This window comes from Paractinoplanes durhamensis (assembly GCF_016862175.1).
In the GTDB taxonomy this organism is placed as follows: domain Bacteria; phylum Actinomycetota; class Actinomycetes; order Mycobacteriales; family Micromonosporaceae; genus Actinoplanes; species Actinoplanes durhamensis.
Genome location: NZ_BOML01000021.1, coordinates 30905 through 46644, shown reverse-complemented (window position 1 = coordinate 46644; position 15740 = coordinate 30905). Strand labels below are relative to the sequence as shown.

Annotated in this window: 19 protein-coding genes; 14 read left to right on the top strand and 5 right to left on the bottom strand. The window is 74.0% G+C overall.

Annotation, left to right across the window (positions count from 1 at the left end; genetic code table 11):
- Positions 1–28: 28 nt before the first annotated feature.
- On the top strand, positions 29–778 hold the full coding sequence (locus Adu01nite_RS12265; RefSeq protein WP_203726742.1) for an SDR family oxidoreductase: 750 nt from the start codon (positions 29–31) through the stop codon (positions 776–778).
- A 70-nt stretch (positions 779–848) separates the two neighbouring features.
- Positions 849–1253, top strand: a complete 405-nt coding sequence (locus Adu01nite_RS12260) for a hypothetical protein (RefSeq protein WP_203726741.1) — start codon at positions 849–851, stop codon at positions 1251–1253.
- A gap of 96 nt (positions 1254–1349) precedes the next feature.
- Here Adu01nite_RS12260 and Adu01nite_RS12255 read toward each other — a convergent pair whose 3' ends face one another.
- Entirely contained in the window at positions 1350–1643 is a 294-nt protein-coding gene (locus Adu01nite_RS12255) for a hypothetical protein (RefSeq protein WP_203726740.1), read from the bottom strand.
- Positions 1644–1807: 164 nt separating this feature from the next.
- On the opposite strand from Adu01nite_RS12255, the gene Adu01nite_RS12250 reads away from it, so the two are divergent.
- Positions 1808–2014 (top strand): hypothetical protein, encoded by a 207-nt coding sequence (locus Adu01nite_RS12250; protein ID WP_203726739.1) that lies wholly within the window; start codon positions 1808–1810, stop codon positions 2012–2014.
- Here the strand turns inward: Adu01nite_RS12250 and Adu01nite_RS12245 are convergent.
- Positions 1997–3358 (bottom strand): sensor histidine kinase, encoded by a 1362-nt coding sequence (locus Adu01nite_RS12245; protein ID WP_203726738.1) that lies wholly within the window; start codon positions 3356–3358, stop codon positions 1997–1999. The genes Adu01nite_RS12250 and Adu01nite_RS12245 overlap by 18 nt on opposite strands.
- A gap of 82 nt (positions 3359–3440) precedes the next feature.
- On the opposite strand from Adu01nite_RS12245, the gene Adu01nite_RS12240 reads away from it, so the two are divergent.
- The 4 genes from Adu01nite_RS12240 to Adu01nite_RS12225 all read left to right on the top strand — a co-directional run bounded on the left by Adu01nite_RS12240 (position 3441) and on the right by Adu01nite_RS12225 (position 6754).
- The gene (locus Adu01nite_RS12240; protein WP_203726737.1) at positions 3441–4127 is read left to right on the top strand and encodes a response regulator transcription factor; all 687 of its coding nucleotides are present in this window, start codon (positions 3441–3443) and stop codon (positions 4125–4127) included.
- A gap of 44 nt (positions 4128–4171) precedes the next feature.
- The gene (locus tag Adu01nite_RS12235) at positions 4172–5302 is read left to right on the top strand and encodes a glycosyltransferase (RefSeq protein WP_203726736.1); all 1131 of its coding nucleotides are present in this window, start codon (positions 4172–4174) and stop codon (positions 5300–5302) included.
- Positions 5299–6012 carry a polysaccharide deacetylase family protein gene (locus Adu01nite_RS12230; protein WP_203726735.1) on the top strand — a complete coding sequence of 238 codons (714 nt, stop codon included), beginning with the start codon at positions 5299–5301 and terminating at the stop codon, positions 6010–6012. The genes Adu01nite_RS12235 and Adu01nite_RS12230 overlap by 4 nt, the downstream gene beginning before the upstream one ends.
- Before the next feature lie 172 nt (positions 6013–6184).
- Positions 6185–6754, top strand: coding sequence for a phosphatase PAP2 family protein (locus Adu01nite_RS12225; protein WP_203726734.1), 570 nt, complete (start codon positions 6185–6187; stop codon positions 6752–6754).
- Here Adu01nite_RS12225 and Adu01nite_RS12220 read toward each other — a convergent pair.
- Positions 6703–8340, bottom strand: coding sequence for a DUF8823 domain-containing protein (locus Adu01nite_RS12220; RefSeq protein WP_203726733.1), 1638 nt, complete (start codon positions 8338–8340; stop codon positions 6703–6705). The genes Adu01nite_RS12225 and Adu01nite_RS12220 overlap by 52 nt on opposite strands.
- A 176-nt stretch (positions 8341–8516) precedes the next feature.
- Between Adu01nite_RS12220 and Adu01nite_RS12215 the strand changes: the two genes are divergently transcribed.
- The 4 genes from Adu01nite_RS12215 to Adu01nite_RS12200 all read left to right on the top strand — a co-directional run bounded on the left by Adu01nite_RS12215 (position 8517) and on the right by Adu01nite_RS12200 (position 12734).
- Positions 8517–8903 (top strand): BlaI/MecI/CopY family transcriptional regulator, encoded by a 387-nt coding sequence (locus Adu01nite_RS12215; RefSeq protein ID WP_203726732.1) that lies wholly within the window; start codon positions 8517–8519, stop codon positions 8901–8903.
- Between the two features lie 77 nt (positions 8904–8980).
- A complete protein-coding gene (locus Adu01nite_RS12210; RefSeq protein WP_203726731.1) occupies positions 8981–9559 on the top strand; it encodes a PadR family transcriptional regulator in 579 nt (192 codons plus the stop codon).
- Positions 9556–10281 (top strand): ABC transporter ATP-binding protein, encoded by a 726-nt coding sequence (locus Adu01nite_RS12205; protein ID WP_203726730.1) that lies wholly within the window; start codon positions 9556–9558, stop codon positions 10279–10281. The genes Adu01nite_RS12210 and Adu01nite_RS12205 overlap by 4 nt, the downstream gene beginning before the upstream one ends.
- Positions 10278–12734, top strand: a complete 2457-nt coding sequence (locus Adu01nite_RS12200) for an FtsX-like permease family protein (protein WP_203726729.1) — start codon at positions 10278–10280, stop codon at positions 12732–12734. The genes Adu01nite_RS12205 and Adu01nite_RS12200 overlap by 4 nt, the downstream gene beginning before the upstream one ends.
- A 184-nt stretch (positions 12735–12918) precedes the next feature.
- Here the strand turns inward: Adu01nite_RS12200 and Adu01nite_RS12195 are convergent, their stop codons facing one another.
- The gene (locus Adu01nite_RS12195) at positions 12919–13440 is read right to left on the bottom strand and encodes a hypothetical protein (RefSeq protein ID WP_203726728.1); all 522 of its coding nucleotides are present in this window, start codon (positions 13438–13440) and stop codon (positions 12919–12921) included.
- Positions 13441–13571: 131 nt separating this feature from the next.
- On the opposite strand from Adu01nite_RS12195, the gene Adu01nite_RS12190 reads away from it, so the two are divergent.
- The 3 genes from Adu01nite_RS12190 to Adu01nite_RS12180 are packed head-to-tail and all read left to right on the top strand — an operon-like array spanning position 13572 to position 15072.
- A complete protein-coding gene (locus tag Adu01nite_RS12190; protein WP_239132333.1) occupies positions 13572–13781 on the top strand; it encodes an FTR1 family protein in 210 nt (69 codons plus the stop codon).
- A gap of 53 nt (positions 13782–13834) precedes the next feature.
- Entirely contained in the window at positions 13835–14200 is a 366-nt protein-coding gene (locus Adu01nite_RS12185; protein WP_203726727.1) for a BlaI/MecI/CopY family transcriptional regulator, read from the top strand.
- A complete protein-coding gene (locus Adu01nite_RS12180; RefSeq protein WP_203726726.1) occupies positions 14197–15072 on the top strand; it encodes a M56 family metallopeptidase in 876 nt (291 codons plus the stop codon). Before Adu01nite_RS12185 ends, Adu01nite_RS12180 begins: the two co-directional genes overlap by 4 nt.
- Here the strand turns inward: Adu01nite_RS12180 and Adu01nite_RS12175 are convergent.
- A complete protein-coding gene (locus Adu01nite_RS12175) occupies positions 14962–15669 on the bottom strand; it encodes a phosphatase PAP2 family protein (RefSeq protein ID WP_203726725.1) in 708 nt (235 codons plus the stop codon). The genes Adu01nite_RS12180 and Adu01nite_RS12175 overlap by 111 nt on opposite strands.
- Positions 15670–15740 lie beyond the last annotated feature (71 nt).

Below are 15740 nucleotides of genomic sequence, written 5' to 3'. Positions count from 1 at the left end.
CGAACAGTACAGAATTGGGGAGTACGTCATGGGACAGCTCGACGGCAAGACCGCCCTCGTCACCGGCGCCACCTCGGGCATCGGCCTCGCCGCCGCCCGCCGCCTGGCCGCCGAGGGCGCACACGTCTTCCTCACCGGCCGGCGGCAGCAGGCCCTGGACGAGGCGGTCGCCGCGATCGGCGGCAACGCCACCGGGGTCCGGGCCGACGTGGCCGACCTCGCCGACCTGGAGCGGGTGGCGGCCGCGATCCGGGAGCGCGGTGCCGGGCTGGACATCGTGTTCGCGAACGCCGGCGGCGGCGAGTTCGGCGCGCTCGGTCAGTTGACCTGGCAGCACTACGCCGACACGTTCAACACCAACGTCGGCGGCACGCTGTTCACCGTGCAGACCGTGCTGCCGCTGCTCAACCCGGCCGCGTCGATCGTGCTGACCAGCTCCAACATCGACGTCAAGGGGGCGGCGTCGTTCAGCGTCTACGCGGCCAGCAAGGCGGCGCTGCGCTCGTTCGCCCGCAGCTGGTCGGCCGAGCTGGTCGGCCGGGGCATCCGGGTCAACAGCATCGCGCCCGGGCCGGTCGAGACGCCCGGGCTCAGCGGGCTCGCGCCCGACCCGGAGGCGGCCCAGCAACTGCTCAAGGGGCTGGCCGAGGGCGTACCGATGAATCGGCTGGGCCGGCCCGAGGAGATCGCCGACGCGGTGCTGTTCCTCGCCTCGGACGCCAGCAGCTTCATGACCGGGGCCGAGATCTATGTGGACGGCGGCGCCAGCCAGATCTGAGCGATCGTCGTGATCGGATGGATGCCGAGCGTAGGCCGGGCCGGTGTGCGGCCCGGCCACGCTGGTCGATGTGCGCAATCCATCCGAGGGGCGGGCCCGCGGGCTCGCATGGATCATCGCGGCCGTTCTGGCCTGGACGGTCAACCCGGCCGTCCTGCTGTTCGTCCTGCTGCCGACCGGCATCAGGAAGGACTGCTCGAGAATTCCGGGCACCGACGACTATCCGCCGGACTGCCCGCGCGAGGGCCTGGTCTACCTGGCCGCCGCGGCGGTGATCTTCCTGTGGGTCTACTTCACCGGGTTCGCCGCGCTCGTCGCCGGCGCGCTCGAGGGCAGCCGGCGGCGCTTCGCCAAGGTGGTGCCGGCCGTCCTGGTCACGATCGCGATGCCGTGGGCGATGGTCGGCTTCGCGATCGGCAACGGCATCGCCCAGTGGGTCACCGCCGCCGCCGACCGGCGGGTGCGCACCGGCTGACCGGAGCGCTTCAGCGGTGCCAGGTGCGGGTCGTCGTGGTCGGGAACGCCATCGGCGGCGGCACCCGGAAGGGGTCCCGCCGCCGGCAAATGCGGGTCAGATCACCGGGTCGCCGGCCACCGCCGGCACGGTGACGCCGTTGACCGGCCGGCTGTGTGGCGGCCGGGGCTTGCCGGTCGCCGCCACCACCGGCTGGGTCGGCCGCTCATCCACCGCGGTGGTGGTGCCGCCGGCCAGCAGGCCCATCGCCTTGTGCCGCGCCTGCACGACCGTGGGGTTCTCGCTCACCTTGCGCGCGGTCGCGGCGATCCGCTCGTACCTCTCCCGCCCGGCCCGGGCGCCGAGCACGTATCCGACAGCGATACCGGCGGCCAGTTTCACGATCCTCATCAGCGGTCTCTCCCTCGGTGCGGAAACTCCTACGCAGGGAAGATTGCCCGCCGCACCGACGTCCAAACCGGAGCCGGTGCGCCCCGGCGTTTCGCGCGCCCGACTCCTCCGAAAACCTACATGATGTAGGATTTAGCCGACAATCCGACCATTTTGGAGTCACCATGCGTAAGACCCGGACGGCACTGCTGACCATGGTGGCCGTCATCGCGAGCACTCCCAGCGCGGCGGCGGCCGGCCCACCGCAGTACCCGAACCGGCTGGACCACTACGACCTCCTGCACACCCTGCAGACGACGTACGGGCTGCCGCTCACCGGTTTCGCCCAGCGCCGCAGCGGGATGCCGGATCTCTCAGTCGGGCAGGGGTAGCCGGATCCGCATCGCGGCGCCCTCGTCCAGGTCGTCGACGGTGAGCGTGCCGCCGTGCGCGGTCACGATGTCGCGGGCGATGGCCAGGCCGAGGCCGGTGCCGCCGCCCGCCCGGGAGCGGCTGTCGTCGAGCCGGACGAAGCGGTCGAAGATCCGCTCCCGGTCGTCGGCCGGGATCGGCGGGCCGTCGTTGCCGACCACGATCTCGGCCTGGCCGTCGCGGATGGCGGCGCTGATCGTGACGGCGTGCGCGGCGTGCCGGGCCGCGTTGTCGATCAGGTTGCGGACCACCCGTAACAGCGCGTCGGCGTCGCCGGACACCCGGGCGGGTTCGAAGCTCGCGCGTACCGCAAGCTGCGGATGCTCGACGCTCAGCCGTTCCCGTTCGGTGTAGAGCAGGTCGTCGAGATCGACGTCCTGCCGGCGCAGCCGCAGGCCGACGTCGTCCACCCGGGCCAGCAGCAGCAGATCCTCGACCAGGCGGGCCATCCGGGCGCTCTCGGTGCGGATCCGGCCGACCGAGCGCTCCGCGGTCTCCGGCAGGTCGGCGCCGTCGAGCAGGTCGGCGTTGGCCTGCACGGTGGCGAGCGGGCTGCGCAGCTCGTGGCTGGCGTCGCCGACGAAGCGGCGCTGGGCGGCCGAGGACGCCTCGATCCGGTCCAGCATGGTGTTCATCGTCGAGGCGAGCGCGGCGATCTCGTCGTCGGCGGCCGGCACCGGCAGCCGTTCGTGCAGGTTGCGGGAGGTGATCAGGGCGGCCTGCCGGCGCATCGCCTCGACCGGGCGCAGGGTGCGGCCGACGAACAGGAACGTCGCGCCGCCGACCACCACCGCCAGCACCGGAAGACCGACCAGCAGCGCGACCAGGACCGCGCTGGTGCCGTCGTCGACCAGGTCGAGCGACTCGCCGACCAGCACCGTCTTCGCGCCGGACGGGGTGGCGACGCCGAGCGCGACGATCCGGAACGGCTCGTCGGCGATGCCGGGGAGGTGCCGCTGCTCGCGGACGCGCTGCCCGGCCGACGGGCGCAGCGGCGACATGGCGGCCTGGCCGAGCAGGGCGTCGGAGGCCGCCTCGACCTGGCCGGCCGAGCCCACCACCTGGACCACCGAGCGGTCCCGGGCGGTCGGGCGCAGCAGGGTGGTCAGGTCGGAGCTGCCGCCGGCCAGCGACGCGGCGACCTGGGCGGCCCGGTCGTCGGCGGCGGTGTTGATGTTGTCGAGCAGGATGGACCGCGCGACCACCAGCAGCACCCCGCCGGCCAGCAGCGAGGCGATCGCCACCACGGTCGCCGCGGCGAGCGCGGACCGCAGGCGTACACCAACGCGGAGGGTGACCGGCATGGCCGCCACGGTATCCGCGACGGCGGCACGCCGGAGGCGGTCTTCAGCACTTTTTCAGGTGGGCAGGGGGCAGGCTGGAACCATGCGTGTGCTGGTGGTGGAGGACGAAGTCAGCCTGGCCGAGACGATCCGGGACGGGCTGGTCGAGGCGGGCTTCGCGGTGGACGTCGTGCACGACGGCGTCGACGGCCTGTGGCAGGCCACCGAGACACCCCACGGGGCGTACGACGTGGTGGTGCTCGACATCATGCTGCCCGGCCTGAGCGGCTACGAGGTATGCCGCCGGTTGCGCGCGAAGCAGGTGTGGACGCCGATCCTGATGCTCACCGCCAAGGACGGCGAGTACGACCAGGCGGACGCGCTCGACCTGGGCGCCGACGACTACCTGACCAAGCCGTTCTCGTTCGTGGTGCTGATCGCCCGGCTGCGGGCCCTGATCCGCCGCGGCGCCCCGGAACGGCCGGCGGTGCTGGCGGCGGGCGACCTGACCCTCGACCCGGGCGAGCGGCGGGTGGCCCGGGCGGGCGCGCCGATCGCGGTCACGCCGCGTGAGTTCGCGATGCTGGAGTTCCTGATGCGTCACCCGGGTCAGGCGATGACGAAGACGGCGATCCTGGAGAACGTCTGGGACGCGCACTTCAGCGGCGATCCGAACATCGTCGAGGTCTACATCGGCTACCTGCGCAAGAAGATCGACCACCCGTTCGGCAAGGCGGCGATCGAGACGGTGCGCGGCGCGGGCTACCGGATCGCCGTCGACGGCGGCTGACCCTTCAGGGTTTCCTCAGCTCGCCGTCCTCACTCTCTGCGGTCATGCAGAGCACACTCACCGCCACGGCGGTCACCTCCCCGAGCCGGGTCGTCGTCGTGTCGGCGAGCATCGGCGCCGGCCACGACGGTGCCGCCGCCGAGATCACCCGGCGTCTGCGCGCCACCGGCGCCGAGGTCGACCGCTTCGACTTCCTCGACCTGCTCCCGGCGGGCTGGGGACGGAGCATCAAGCAGACGTACGCCCGGCAGCTCGCGTATGCCCCGGCGAGCTGGGGCCGGCTGCTGGGGGCGATGGGCAGGCCAGGCCCGGCCCGGTCCGCGGCGTGGCTGTCCGACCGGGCCTGCCGGGACCGCCTGCTCGCCACGGTCACCCCCGGCACCACCGCGGTGATCTCCACGTATCCGCTGGCCAGTCAGGCTCTCGGCCGGTTGCGGCGGGCGGGCCTGCTCGCCGTGCCGGCGGTGGCGGTGCTCACCGACCCGTCGGTGCACCGGCTGTGCGTGGCGCCCGGCGTCGATCTGCACCTGGCGCCGAACGAGGACGCGGCCGAGCACGTCCGCACCCTGTTCGGCCTGCCGGTCGCCGCGGTCGGCCCGATCGTCGACCCGGCCTTCCGGCCGGCCCGCTCCCCCGCCGAGGTGGCCGCGGCCCGCCGCCGGCACGGGCTGCCGCCGGACGCCCGGCTCGCCCTGGTGGTGGCCGGTTCGTGGGGCGTCGGCGACATCGACACCACCGTCGCCGACCTGGCCGGCGCGACCGACGCGATGCCGGTGGTGGTCTGCGGGCGGAACACCGCGCTGCGCGACCGGATCGCCGCGACCGGCCGGGCGATCGCGCTCGGCTGGATCGACGACATGGCCGGCCTGCTGCGCGCGGTCGACCTGGTGGTGCACAACGCCGGCGGGCTGACCAGCATGGAGGCGCTCGCCGCCGGGGTGCCGGTGGTCAGCTACCGATGCCTGCCCGGGCACGGCACCGCCAACGCGGCCGTGCTCGAACGCATCGGGTTGTCGGCCTGGCCGCGCACCCCCGCCGAGCTGCGGGAGGTCCTCCGCGCCGGGTTCGACGGCCGGATCGGCGAGGCGCAGCAGACCCGCTACCGGGCGCTGACCACCGCCGCCGAGGCCACCGGCCTGGTCCGGGCGATCGCCCGGGAGACGGTGTCGCGATGAGCCTCGCCGGAACCGCGTTCGCCACGCTCACCCACCCGCTGCCGTCGATCGCGGCGATCGGGCCGCTGCGCCGCCGGCTGCTGCCCGGCCTGGCCGGTCTCGGCGACCCCCGCCATGTGGCGCTGACCTTCGACGACGGGCCGCACCCGGAGGCCACCCCGGAGCTGCTGCGGATCCTCGGCAACGCCGGCGTGCGGGCGACCTTCTTCCTGCTCGGCCGGATGGCCGAGGAGCTGCCGGAGGTCGCGCGGGCGATCGCCGACGCCGGGCACGAGATCGGCGTGCACGGGTACGACCACCGGCTGCTGGCCCGCCGCGGCCCGGCCGCCACCCGCTACGACCTGGATCGGGCCACCGCGGCGATCACCGCGGTCACCGGGGCGCGGCCACGCTGGTGGCGGCCGCCGTACGGGGTGGCGAACACCGCCGCGATGCTGGAGTCCCGGCGGCTCGGCCTGCGGCCGGTGCTGTGGACCACCTGGGGCCGGGACTGGACCGCGACCTGCACGCCCGACTCGGTCTACCGCAGCGTGCTGCGCAAACTCGACGGTGGCGGCACCATCCTGCTGCACGACAGCGACGTGTCCGCCGCCCCGAAGTGCTGGCTGGCCATGCTGGGCGCCCTCCCGCCGATCCTGACCACCTGCCGGGCCCGCGGCCTCGCCGTCGGTCCGCTCGCCGAGCACCGGCTCCTCCCCGGCCGGCTCTGATCGCTTCAGCGGCCGTTCAGGTCCCGGGTCGCATCGTGTCGGCATGAATCCTGAGCAACGGACGATCAGCGGGTGGGGCCGGGCGACGAGCAGCCGGGTGCGGGTCAGCCCGTACCGGCGGCCGGCCTGATGTTCAGCAAATTCTTACCGGTTGTTCCGCAGGGTGACCGCTGTGAACTACGAACTGTTTCAGGCGATCAACGGGCCGGCCGGGCGCTGGCCGGCCGTCGACCATGTCATGCAATTCGCCGCGACCTACCTCATCTTCGGTGTCTTCGCGGTCGCCGCGGTGGTCGCCGGCCGGGCCCTGCTCCAGCGCCGGATCCGGCCGGTCGCCGGCCTCGGCGTGACGCTCGGGCTCGCGTTCGGGCTGGCGCAGCTGCTCGCGCACGCCAGCCGGGAGATGCGCCCGTTCCAGGACCACGCGGTCCACCAGCTGATCCCGCACGCACCCGGGGTGTCGCTGCCGAGCGACCACGCCACCGCCGCCTTCACCCTGGCCTTCGGCGTGTGGCTGTTCCTCGACCGGCGGGCCGGAATGGCCCTGACCGCCGCCGCCGCGCTGATCGGCCTCGCCCGGGTCTGGTGCGGCGTGCACTACCCGGGCGACATCCTGGCCGCCGCGGTGATCGCCGGCCTGGCCGCGCTCATGGTCTACGTGACCGACCGCGGTGCCCGCGAGGCAGCCTCCTACGGGGCGTCGGAGTCGGTCGGGCAGGGCGTGCCGCGGTCGAGCGAGTAGTTCGCCTCGATCGTGAAGGAGCCGGCCGCCGGGGCGACCAGCTCGGTCCACGAACCGCTCTGGGCCAGGCAGGCGCGCGGGGTCAGGTCGTCGTCGGAGCCCTGGATCGCCAGCCACGGTGACCAGGCGATCCGCAGCAGGGCCGACCCGGCCTCGGGCAGCTCGACGGTGATCGACGCCGGTCCGGCGTAGGTGACGGTGGCCGGCTCGGAGGCGAGCCGGGCGGCACCCTCCACCCGGTAGACCCGCCAGTCGGCGTCCGACCACACCAGCGGCAGCCACACCTGGCCGGCCGTGATGATGGCCGCCTCGGCGACGCCGGCGCTGTCCGGCGGCTCGGTGGCGGGCAGCACGACGTAGCCCACGCTCCATTTGAGGAGCCAGGTGCGGTACGACGCCGCGGTCAGCGTGTTGTCGTAGAAGAGCGGGTTGCGCTGGACGTCGGCCTGCCGGTTCCAGCCCCGGGCCAGGTTGACGTGCGGCGCCAGGCCGGCCGCCTCCCAGTGGGTGCGCAGCGGCACCACCTCGACCCGGCCCTGCTCGGCGTTCAGCCGCTGCAGCTCGGTGATCAGCGGCTGGGCGTCGGCGACGGTGGCCGCCTCCGGGGTGGAGGCGTGCGCGAGGTCGCCGACCGGCTGCAGCAGCGTCCAGCCGGCCAGCACCGAGGCGGCCAGGTAGGTGGCGATCTGCCGGCGGCCGCCGTGCTCGCGCTGGGCGGCCGCGCAGATCAGCACGGCCGCGCCGGCCAGCAGGGCGAGCCGTTCGACGTTGCTGCCGATCGGGGTGGGCAGCACCCAGCACAGGGTGACGCCGACGGCGTAGACCCAGGCGCAGGCGCGCACGATCCGCCACTCGGGAAGGGCCAGGACGGCGACCGCGATGGCGGACGCGACCGTGAACAGGGCCGCGTACCAGGGGAACGGCTGCACGCCGGAGAACGGGAACAGCAGCGACGTCGCGCCGATCACCACCGGCGGGCCGGCCGCGAGCAGGTAGGCGTGCCGGCGCCGGCCGGTCAGGAACAGCGCGGCCGCCAGCACCTCGATGAACAGGCCGGCGACCGGGCTGCACAGGGTGGCCACCGCGCCGAGCAGGGCCGCCACCACCGGCCGCGGCCGGCCCACCATCAGGACGACCGCCAGCAGCAGGAACACGATGCCGAGCAGGTAGGTGACCCGGCCGGCGGCGAGGTTGCACCACAGCGCGACCGCCAGCCACAGGGCCGGCAGCATCGGGCGCCGGATGCCGACCCGGCCCAGCAGGATGCCGCCGAGGGCGGCGCTGGCGGTGCAGGCGAGGACGCCGGTGGTGCGAACGCCGAGCCAGGCCATCAGGTACGGCGAGATGACGCTGTACGACGCCGGGTGGATGCCGCCGTACCAGGACAGGTTGTAGGCCGACCCGGGGTGCTGGCGGACGAACGCGGTCCACGCATACTGGGCGGCCAGGTCACCGGCGTCGCGGGCCAGCCACATCGCCCAGGCGAGGCTGAGCACGGCGGCGAGCGCGGCGGCCACGGCCGGCGGCCGGGCCCACCATCGGGGGACGGCGACGAATCGGCCGTAGGAAAGCTCCAGAAGTGCCATGCGGTCGTCTGATCCGTTTCGTCCGGTCCCGAGAAGGAAGTGGCCGATCCGGGCACCAGACCATAGCGTTAAGTGCCGGCCAAATTCTTGACCGTGCGGCCCGTCACCCGCCCAGCGCCACCCCGGCGAGCACCGGAGTGGCGCGGGTCACACGGACCCGGACGTACGATGGCCGCGTGCCGGCGCAAGATCAGCGACCGAGTCGCCGCCGATCCGGCGAACTGGAGGCGGCCGTGCTCGGCGTGCTCACCGACGCCGCTCGGCCGCTGACGCCCGGCGACGTGCGGGCGCTTCTGCTCGCCTCGATTCCGCTTTCCTACAGCACCGTCGTGACGATCCTGACCCGGATGCATGGGAAAGGATTGACCGCCCGCTACCGGGACGGCCGCGCCTTCCGGTACTCGCCGCTGACCGACCGCGCCTCGATGGCCGCGCGGCGGATGGGTGCGCTGCTGAACGACGCCGACGACCACGCGTCGGTGCTGCGCCGCTTCGTCGACTCGCTCAACCCCGGTGACGAGGACTTGCTGCGCCGCCTGCTGAAGGACCACCCGCCAGGCTGATCGCCGATCGGATCCACTCTCGACAGAAAGAGAATACTGAGTATTCTACTCGGCATGATACCGAGTTTGGTGACGCCATGAGCATCCGGCATTCGTTGTTGGCGCTGCTCAGTGAGGGCCCGAAATACGGTCTTCAGCTGCGCGAGGAGTTCGAGGCCCGCACCGGTGAGGTCTGGCCGCTCAACGTCGGCCAGGTCTACACAACGCTGCAGCGGCTCGAGCGCGACGGCCTGGTCGAGTCCGACGACGATGCCGAGCCCGGCCCGCAGAAGACCTTCCGGATCACCCCGGGCGGCGCCGAGGAGCTGGCCGGCTGGCTGCGCACGCCGCCCGACCTGTCCGCGCCGCCCCGCGACGAGCTGGTCATCAAGGTGCTGGTCGCGACCCGGCTGCCCGGCATCGACGTGCACGAGGTGATCCAGACCCACCGGCGGCACCTGATCGAGCTGATGCAGCAGTGGACCAGGCTCAAGGACGAGGAGGGCGACCTCGATCTCGGTCTCGCCCTGGTGGTCGACGCCGAGCTCTACCGGCTCGACTCGGTCGTCCGGTGGCTCGACATGGCCGACGGCCGGCTCAAGCGGGCCGCCCTGGAGCCACCCGCACCGGCCAAGGCAGCCGCACCGATCCGGCGCCGGGCAGGGGCGCGGCGATGAGCGGCGTGCTGGAGATGAGCGGGGTGTCCAAGACCTATCGGGACGGCGCCGACGAGGTGCACGCCCTGCGCGACGTCGACCTGACCGTCGAGGCCGGGAAGATGATCGCGGTGATGGGCCCGAGCGGCTCCGGCAAGAGCACGCTGCTGACCATCGCCGGGGCGCTGGAGTCGGCGACCGAGGGCGAGGTCCGCATCGCGGGCCGGCCGCTGTCGGCCATGTCCCGCGACGATCGCAGCCGGTTGCGCCGGCGCGCCATCGGCTACGTGTTCCAGGATTTCAACCTGCTCCCGGGCCTGACCGCGGTGGAAAACGTCGCTCTGCCGCTGGAGCTGGACGGCATCTCGGCCGGCAAGGCCCGCGCGGAGGGGCTGCGCGCGCTCGACGGGCTCGAGCTCGCCGGCCGGGCGTCGCACTTCCCCGATCAGCTCTCCGGCGGCGAGCGGCAGCGGGTCGCGATCGCCCGGGCCATCGTCGGGGACCGCCGGCTGCTGCTCGCCGACGAGCCGACCGGCGCCCTCGACTCGGTCAACGGCGAGGCGGTGATGCGGCTTCTGCTGACCGCCTGCAAGCGGGGCATGGCCGCGGTGGTGGTGACCCACGACGCGCAGCTCGCCTCGTGGGCCGACCGGGTGGTGTTCATCCGCGACGGCAGCATCGTCGACCGCACGGCCGGCCGCCCCGGCCCGGACTCCCTGCTGACCGGCGAGCCGGCCCGATGAGCGTCGCGGTCGAGGAACGGCCGGTCGACCTCGGCCGGGGCCACGGCGGGATGCCCGCCCGGCGGGCCGTGCTGCGCTGGGCGTGGCGGCTGTTCCGCCGCGAATGGCGACAGCAGGCACTGGTGCTGGCCATGCTGCTGCTGGCCGTCGCCGGCACCACGGCCGGCCTGGCGATCGCGGCCAACGCGGTCGGCACCCAGGAGGCGACGTTCGGCACCGCCAACTTGGCCCTGACGCTGGGCAGCACCGGCGCGCAGGCCGAAGCCGACGCCGATCAGCTGCGTTCCTCGTTCGGCACGGTCGACGTGATCGAGCACCAGGCGGTTGCGGTCCCCGGCTCGGCCAACCCGGTCGACCTGCGCGCGCAGGACCCGAACGGGCCGTACGGCGCGCCCACCCTGCGCCTGCTCTCCGGCCGTTATCCACAGGGGGCGGACGAGGTCGCGATCACCGAGCAGGTCGCCGCGATCTTCCACCTGAGCGTCGGCGGCACCTGGGACCAGGCCGGCCGGCAGCGCCGGGTCGTCGGCCTGGTCGAGAACCCGCTCGACCTGCGCAGCCGGTTCGCCCTCGTGGCGCCCGGCCAGATCACCGCGCCCGACCAGGTGGACGTGCTGATCAAGGCGAGTGCGGCGGAGTTCGACGCGAAACCGCACCCCGACCGGCTGTCCCGCCAGATCCGCACCCCGGAGACTCTCGCGGCCGTCCCGGTGCTGGCGCTCGCCACGATCGGGCTGCTGTTCGTCGGGCTGCTCGCGGTGGCCGGGTTCACCGTCATGGCTCAGCGCCGGATGCGGGCGCTCGGCATGCTCGGCGCGATGGGCGCGAGCCGGCGGCACCTGCGGCTGGTCATGGTGGCCAACGGCGCGGTCGTCGGTACGGTCGGCGCGGTCGCCGGTGCGGTGACCGGCCTGGTCGTGTGGATGGCGTTCGCGCCCACCCTGGAACCCCTGCTGGGCCGCCGTATCGACCGCTTCGACCTGCCCTGGCTACCGGTGGCCGGCGCGGTGCTGCTGGCGATCGTGACCGCGATCGGCGCCGCCTGGTGGCCGGCCCGGGCCGCGGCGCGGGTACCGGTCGTCGCCGCCCTGTCCGCCCGCCCGATGCCGCCGCGGCCCGCGCACCGGTTCGCCGCCCTCGGCGTGGTGCTGCTCGCCGGTGGCCTGGGCGCGCTCGTCCTGGCCCGGCAGACCCGGCCGCTCTACATCGTCGGCGGCGTGCTGGCCACCGCCCTCGGCCTGCTCATGCTCGCCCCGCTCGGCATCGCCGCGCTGGGCCGGCTCGCCCGGTTCGCGCCGGTCGCGGCTCGGCTCGCCCTGCGTGACCTGGCCCGCTACCGGGCCCGCTCGGGCGCGGCGCTGGCCGCCATCGGGCTGGCCGTGGGCATCGCGGCGGTCATCGCGCTGGGCGCCGCCGTGTCGGTGGCCAAGGCGACCACGCCGACCGGCGGCAACCTGCCGGCCGACCAGCTCATCGTCTGGGTGTCCGAGCACGGGACCGCCGGCCCGGTCCCCGAGCTCACCACCGCACAGCTGGACACCGGCAAGCTCCAGGCCGACGCGATCGCCCGTGACCTCGGGAGCAGCTCGGTGTTGCCGCTGGTCGCCGTCCGGGACGCGAACGCGCCGCGGAGCAACGAGGGCCGGCCGGTGTCGCAGATCGGGCCGCCGGAGACCGACTCGTCCGGGGACACCAGCTTCAGCAGCGAGACCCTCGTGACGTTGTACCTGGCCACCCCGGAGCTGCTGAGCCGCTACCGGATCGACCCGGCCGGCATCGCCGCCGACACCGACATCCTGACCAGCCTGGCCGACATCAGCGACTTCGAGCTCGTCCCCGGCCGGCACGACGGCTGGGACCCGAAGGTGCAGCACGCGGATCTGCCCGTCTACACGTCGCTGCCCGTCGCGCTCGTCACCGAGCACGCCGTGCAGGCGCTGCACCTGACCCCGGCCACGGTCGGCTGGCTGGTGCAGACGCCGCAGCCGCTGACCCAGGAGCGGATCGACCGGGCCGAGGAGCAGACCCGCGCCGCCGGCCTCTCCCTGGAGACCCGGCCAACCGGCGCCGACGCGATCCGGCTGGCCCGTTACGCCACCGGCACCGGCATCGCGGTCACCCTCGGCGTGCTCGCCATGACGGTCGGCCTGATCCGCAGCGAGAGCGCCCGCGACCTGCGCACCCTGACCGCGGCCGGGGCGCCGCGCCGGGTCCGCCGGTCGCTGACCGCGGCGACCGCCGGTGCCCTCGCCCTGCTGGGCGGGGTGCTGGGCACGGCGGTCGCCTACCTGGCCATGCTGGCCTGGTACCACCAGGAGTTGCACTGGCTCGATCAGCCGCCGATCGCCGAGCTGCTCGCGATCGTGGTCGGCCTGCCGCTCCTCGGCTACGCCGGCGGCTGGTTGCTGGCCGGGACGGAGGCACCCGCCCTGGCCCGCGCAGCTCTCGACTGATCGGCCTCGGCGATCAGGTCGGCGAGCTGCTCCGGGAGGCCCGGGGCGGAGAGGACGTGGCCCATGCCGGGGACGATCTCCAGGCGGGCGTGCGGGATGGCGGCGGCCAGCGCCTCGGCATGGGCGACCGGGAAGCTATCGGCCTCGACCAGGCGCCAGCGCTTTCGCTCGGTGAGCTGCGGGCTCAGGCGGAGGGGGCGACGTCGCGCAGGCGGCGGCCCGCGCGCAGGCCGCGGAGCCAGTCGAGCGTCGCCGCGACCAGCAACTCCTCGTGCGCGTGCCGGGCGTGCCGGACCGAGATGAGCGAACCGCCGGCCTCGGCCCGGGCCCGGATCTGCTGGAGCTCGAGAACGGCCAGGCAGGAGCCGATCACGGTGTCGAAGGTGGCCCGGTCGGTGACCGCCACCGCGAGCAGCCCGCGGATCCGGATCTCCTCGGGCGACACGTCGTCGCGCACGTCCAGCAGCCAGGTGCGCTGCCGGCGCTCACCGGCCTCGGTCAGCAGGAATCGCCGGCGCGTGCCGGGCAGGCCGTCGGTGCGCGCATGCCCGAGGCGTTCGAGACGGTTGAGGGCCGGCCCGACCCGGGCGATGTCGACGCTGTCGCCGGCACCGAAGGTCTCGACATGGCGGCGGCGCAGTTCATAGGCGGTGGCCGGGCCGTCGCCCAGCAGCACCAGCAGCACATCCCCCAGCGCAACCGTCATCGCGGCGCACCACCCCAGTCGATCACTCAGCTCCTACAAGCCGTAGAAGCTAGCATGCGTCGGTTTCGGCGCTCTTGACAAACTCCTACAGCATGTAGGGGTTTGACGGAGATGGGCAAGGGCTCGGTGCGGTGCTCACCTACGTGGCGAAAGAGCTGCTTTCCGGCGTACGCCTGGAAGTGTTCGAAGCCGTGACGTCGCTGATCGCGGTGTGCATGGTCACCTGGATGATCTTCTGGATGCGGCGCAGCGCCCGCACCATCAAAAGCGAGCTGACCGGCAAGCGGGCGGCAATATCCGTACGTTCGGAGGGCTTCGAAGACGCCGCGGGCCGGGGCTGACCCGGCCGGGCGTGGTCACCACGGCGATCGGTGCCGCCCTAAACTGGGTGACCATGACGAAGGACAGCCGCCGCGCGCCCGGCACACTGGAGGCCGAGGTGATGGCGGTGCTCTGGCAGGGTTCGCCGGCGGCGCCGGTCACGCCGAGTGACGCGCAGGCCCAGCTCGGTGACCTGGCCTACAACACCGTGCAGACCATCCTGGTGCGGCTGCACGAGAAGGGCCTCGCCGAGCGGCGCAAGGTCGGCCGCAGCTATGCGTACTGGGCGGCCCAGGATGCCGCGACCACGGCCGCCGCGCAGATGAACGCGGTCCTCACCGGCCGCGCCGACCGGCAGGCCGTGCTGCAGCAGTTCGCCGCGACGCTCGACGAGCGGGACATGGCCATCCTCCGGGAGCACCTCCGGAACCAGGCGTGACGGTCGCCGTCTACCTGCCGCTGCTGCTGGCGCTGCCGCTGTTCTGGGCGGCGCCCCGGCTGACCCGCGGGGGCTCCCCCGCCCTCGCCGCCCGGGCGCTGACCGCGGTGGCCGCGGTCGCCGGGTTCGCCACCGTCTGGTCGCTCGGCCTGCTCGCGCTGACCCTGCTCGACGACGTGCCGCCGCTGCGCACGCTCGACAACCATCCCGTCCTCGAACCGCCCGAACCGGTGCCGGGGCCGATCGCGCTGGTCGCGGCCCTGCTGCTGCTCGGCGGCGCGGCCCGGCTCGCGGTCGACCTGCACCGGCGTCTCGGCACCGTGCGGCGGCTGCGCGCGGTCGGCCGGCCCCGGGCCGGCCTGGTCGTCGCCGACCTGCCCGCGCCGATGGCGGTCGCGGTTCCCGGCCGGCCCGGCCACCTGCTGGTCACCACCGGGATTCTCCGGCTGCTCGGCCCGCGCGAGCGGCGGGTGCTGTTCGCGCACGAGCGCGCCCATCTGCGGCACCGGCATTCCGCGCTGGTCATGGTGGCGGCCGCGGCGGCCGCGGTGAACCCGCTGCTGGCGCCGGCCCGGGAGGCGGTCGGCTACCTGGTCGAACGCTGGGCCGACGAGGACGCCGCGGCCGAGGTCGGCGACCGCGACCTCACCGCCCAGGCGGTGGCCCGGGCCGCGCTGGGCACCGTGCCGACGTGGCCGGCGCTGGGCATCGACGGCGGCGTGGCGGTCCGCCGGGTGCGGGCCCTCGCCGAGCCGGCCCCGTCACCGCGACGCGGACGGCTCGCCGGCCTCGTCGTCCTGGCCGTGGCCTTCACCGCGACCATGGCCGTCGCCACCATCGCGTTCGTCGGCCTGGCCCGCGCCTGGCTGTAGGCCACGGGCGGCCGCGACCACCGTTACCGCGAGGAGCCAGCCGCCCAGGACGTCGCTGGGCCAATGCACGACCAGGGCGACCCGGCTGATCCCGACCAGCGCGGCCCACGTCCCGATGCCGGCGGCCACCGCCCAGCGGTAACGGCGGCCGGCGAGCAGCGGCCACAGCAGGACGAGCGCGGTCAGGGCCGCGGTGGCCGAGCCGGTGGTGTGGCCGGACGGGAACGACCAGCCCGCCGCCGCGGCCAGGCGGCCGGCGGGGCGCGGGCGCGCCACCGTATTCAGGATCAGGAGCCGCACGAACGCCGAGCCGAGCAGGGTCACGGCCAGGAACGTGAGCTCCCGCCGCCGGCCGCGGACGATCAGGACGAGGCCGGCGAGCAGCCCGGCCACCCAGACCACGGCCGGCCCGCCGGTGCGGGTGACCGCGGCGAAGAACGCCCGCCAGGCCGGATGGGCCAGCGCCATGTCGTGGGCGGCGCCGCTGACCGCGGCGTCCGCCCGCATCAGCGGCCCGAAGCGGACGGCGACGAGCAGGGTGAGGATCGTGAAGAGGACGGCGGCAGCCGCGGCAACGATCAGGGGACGGCGCGACATCGAACCAACTTACACCTACAGAATGTAGGTGATACCTGTGACGAAATCGGCCTCGACGAGCAGTCATCTCC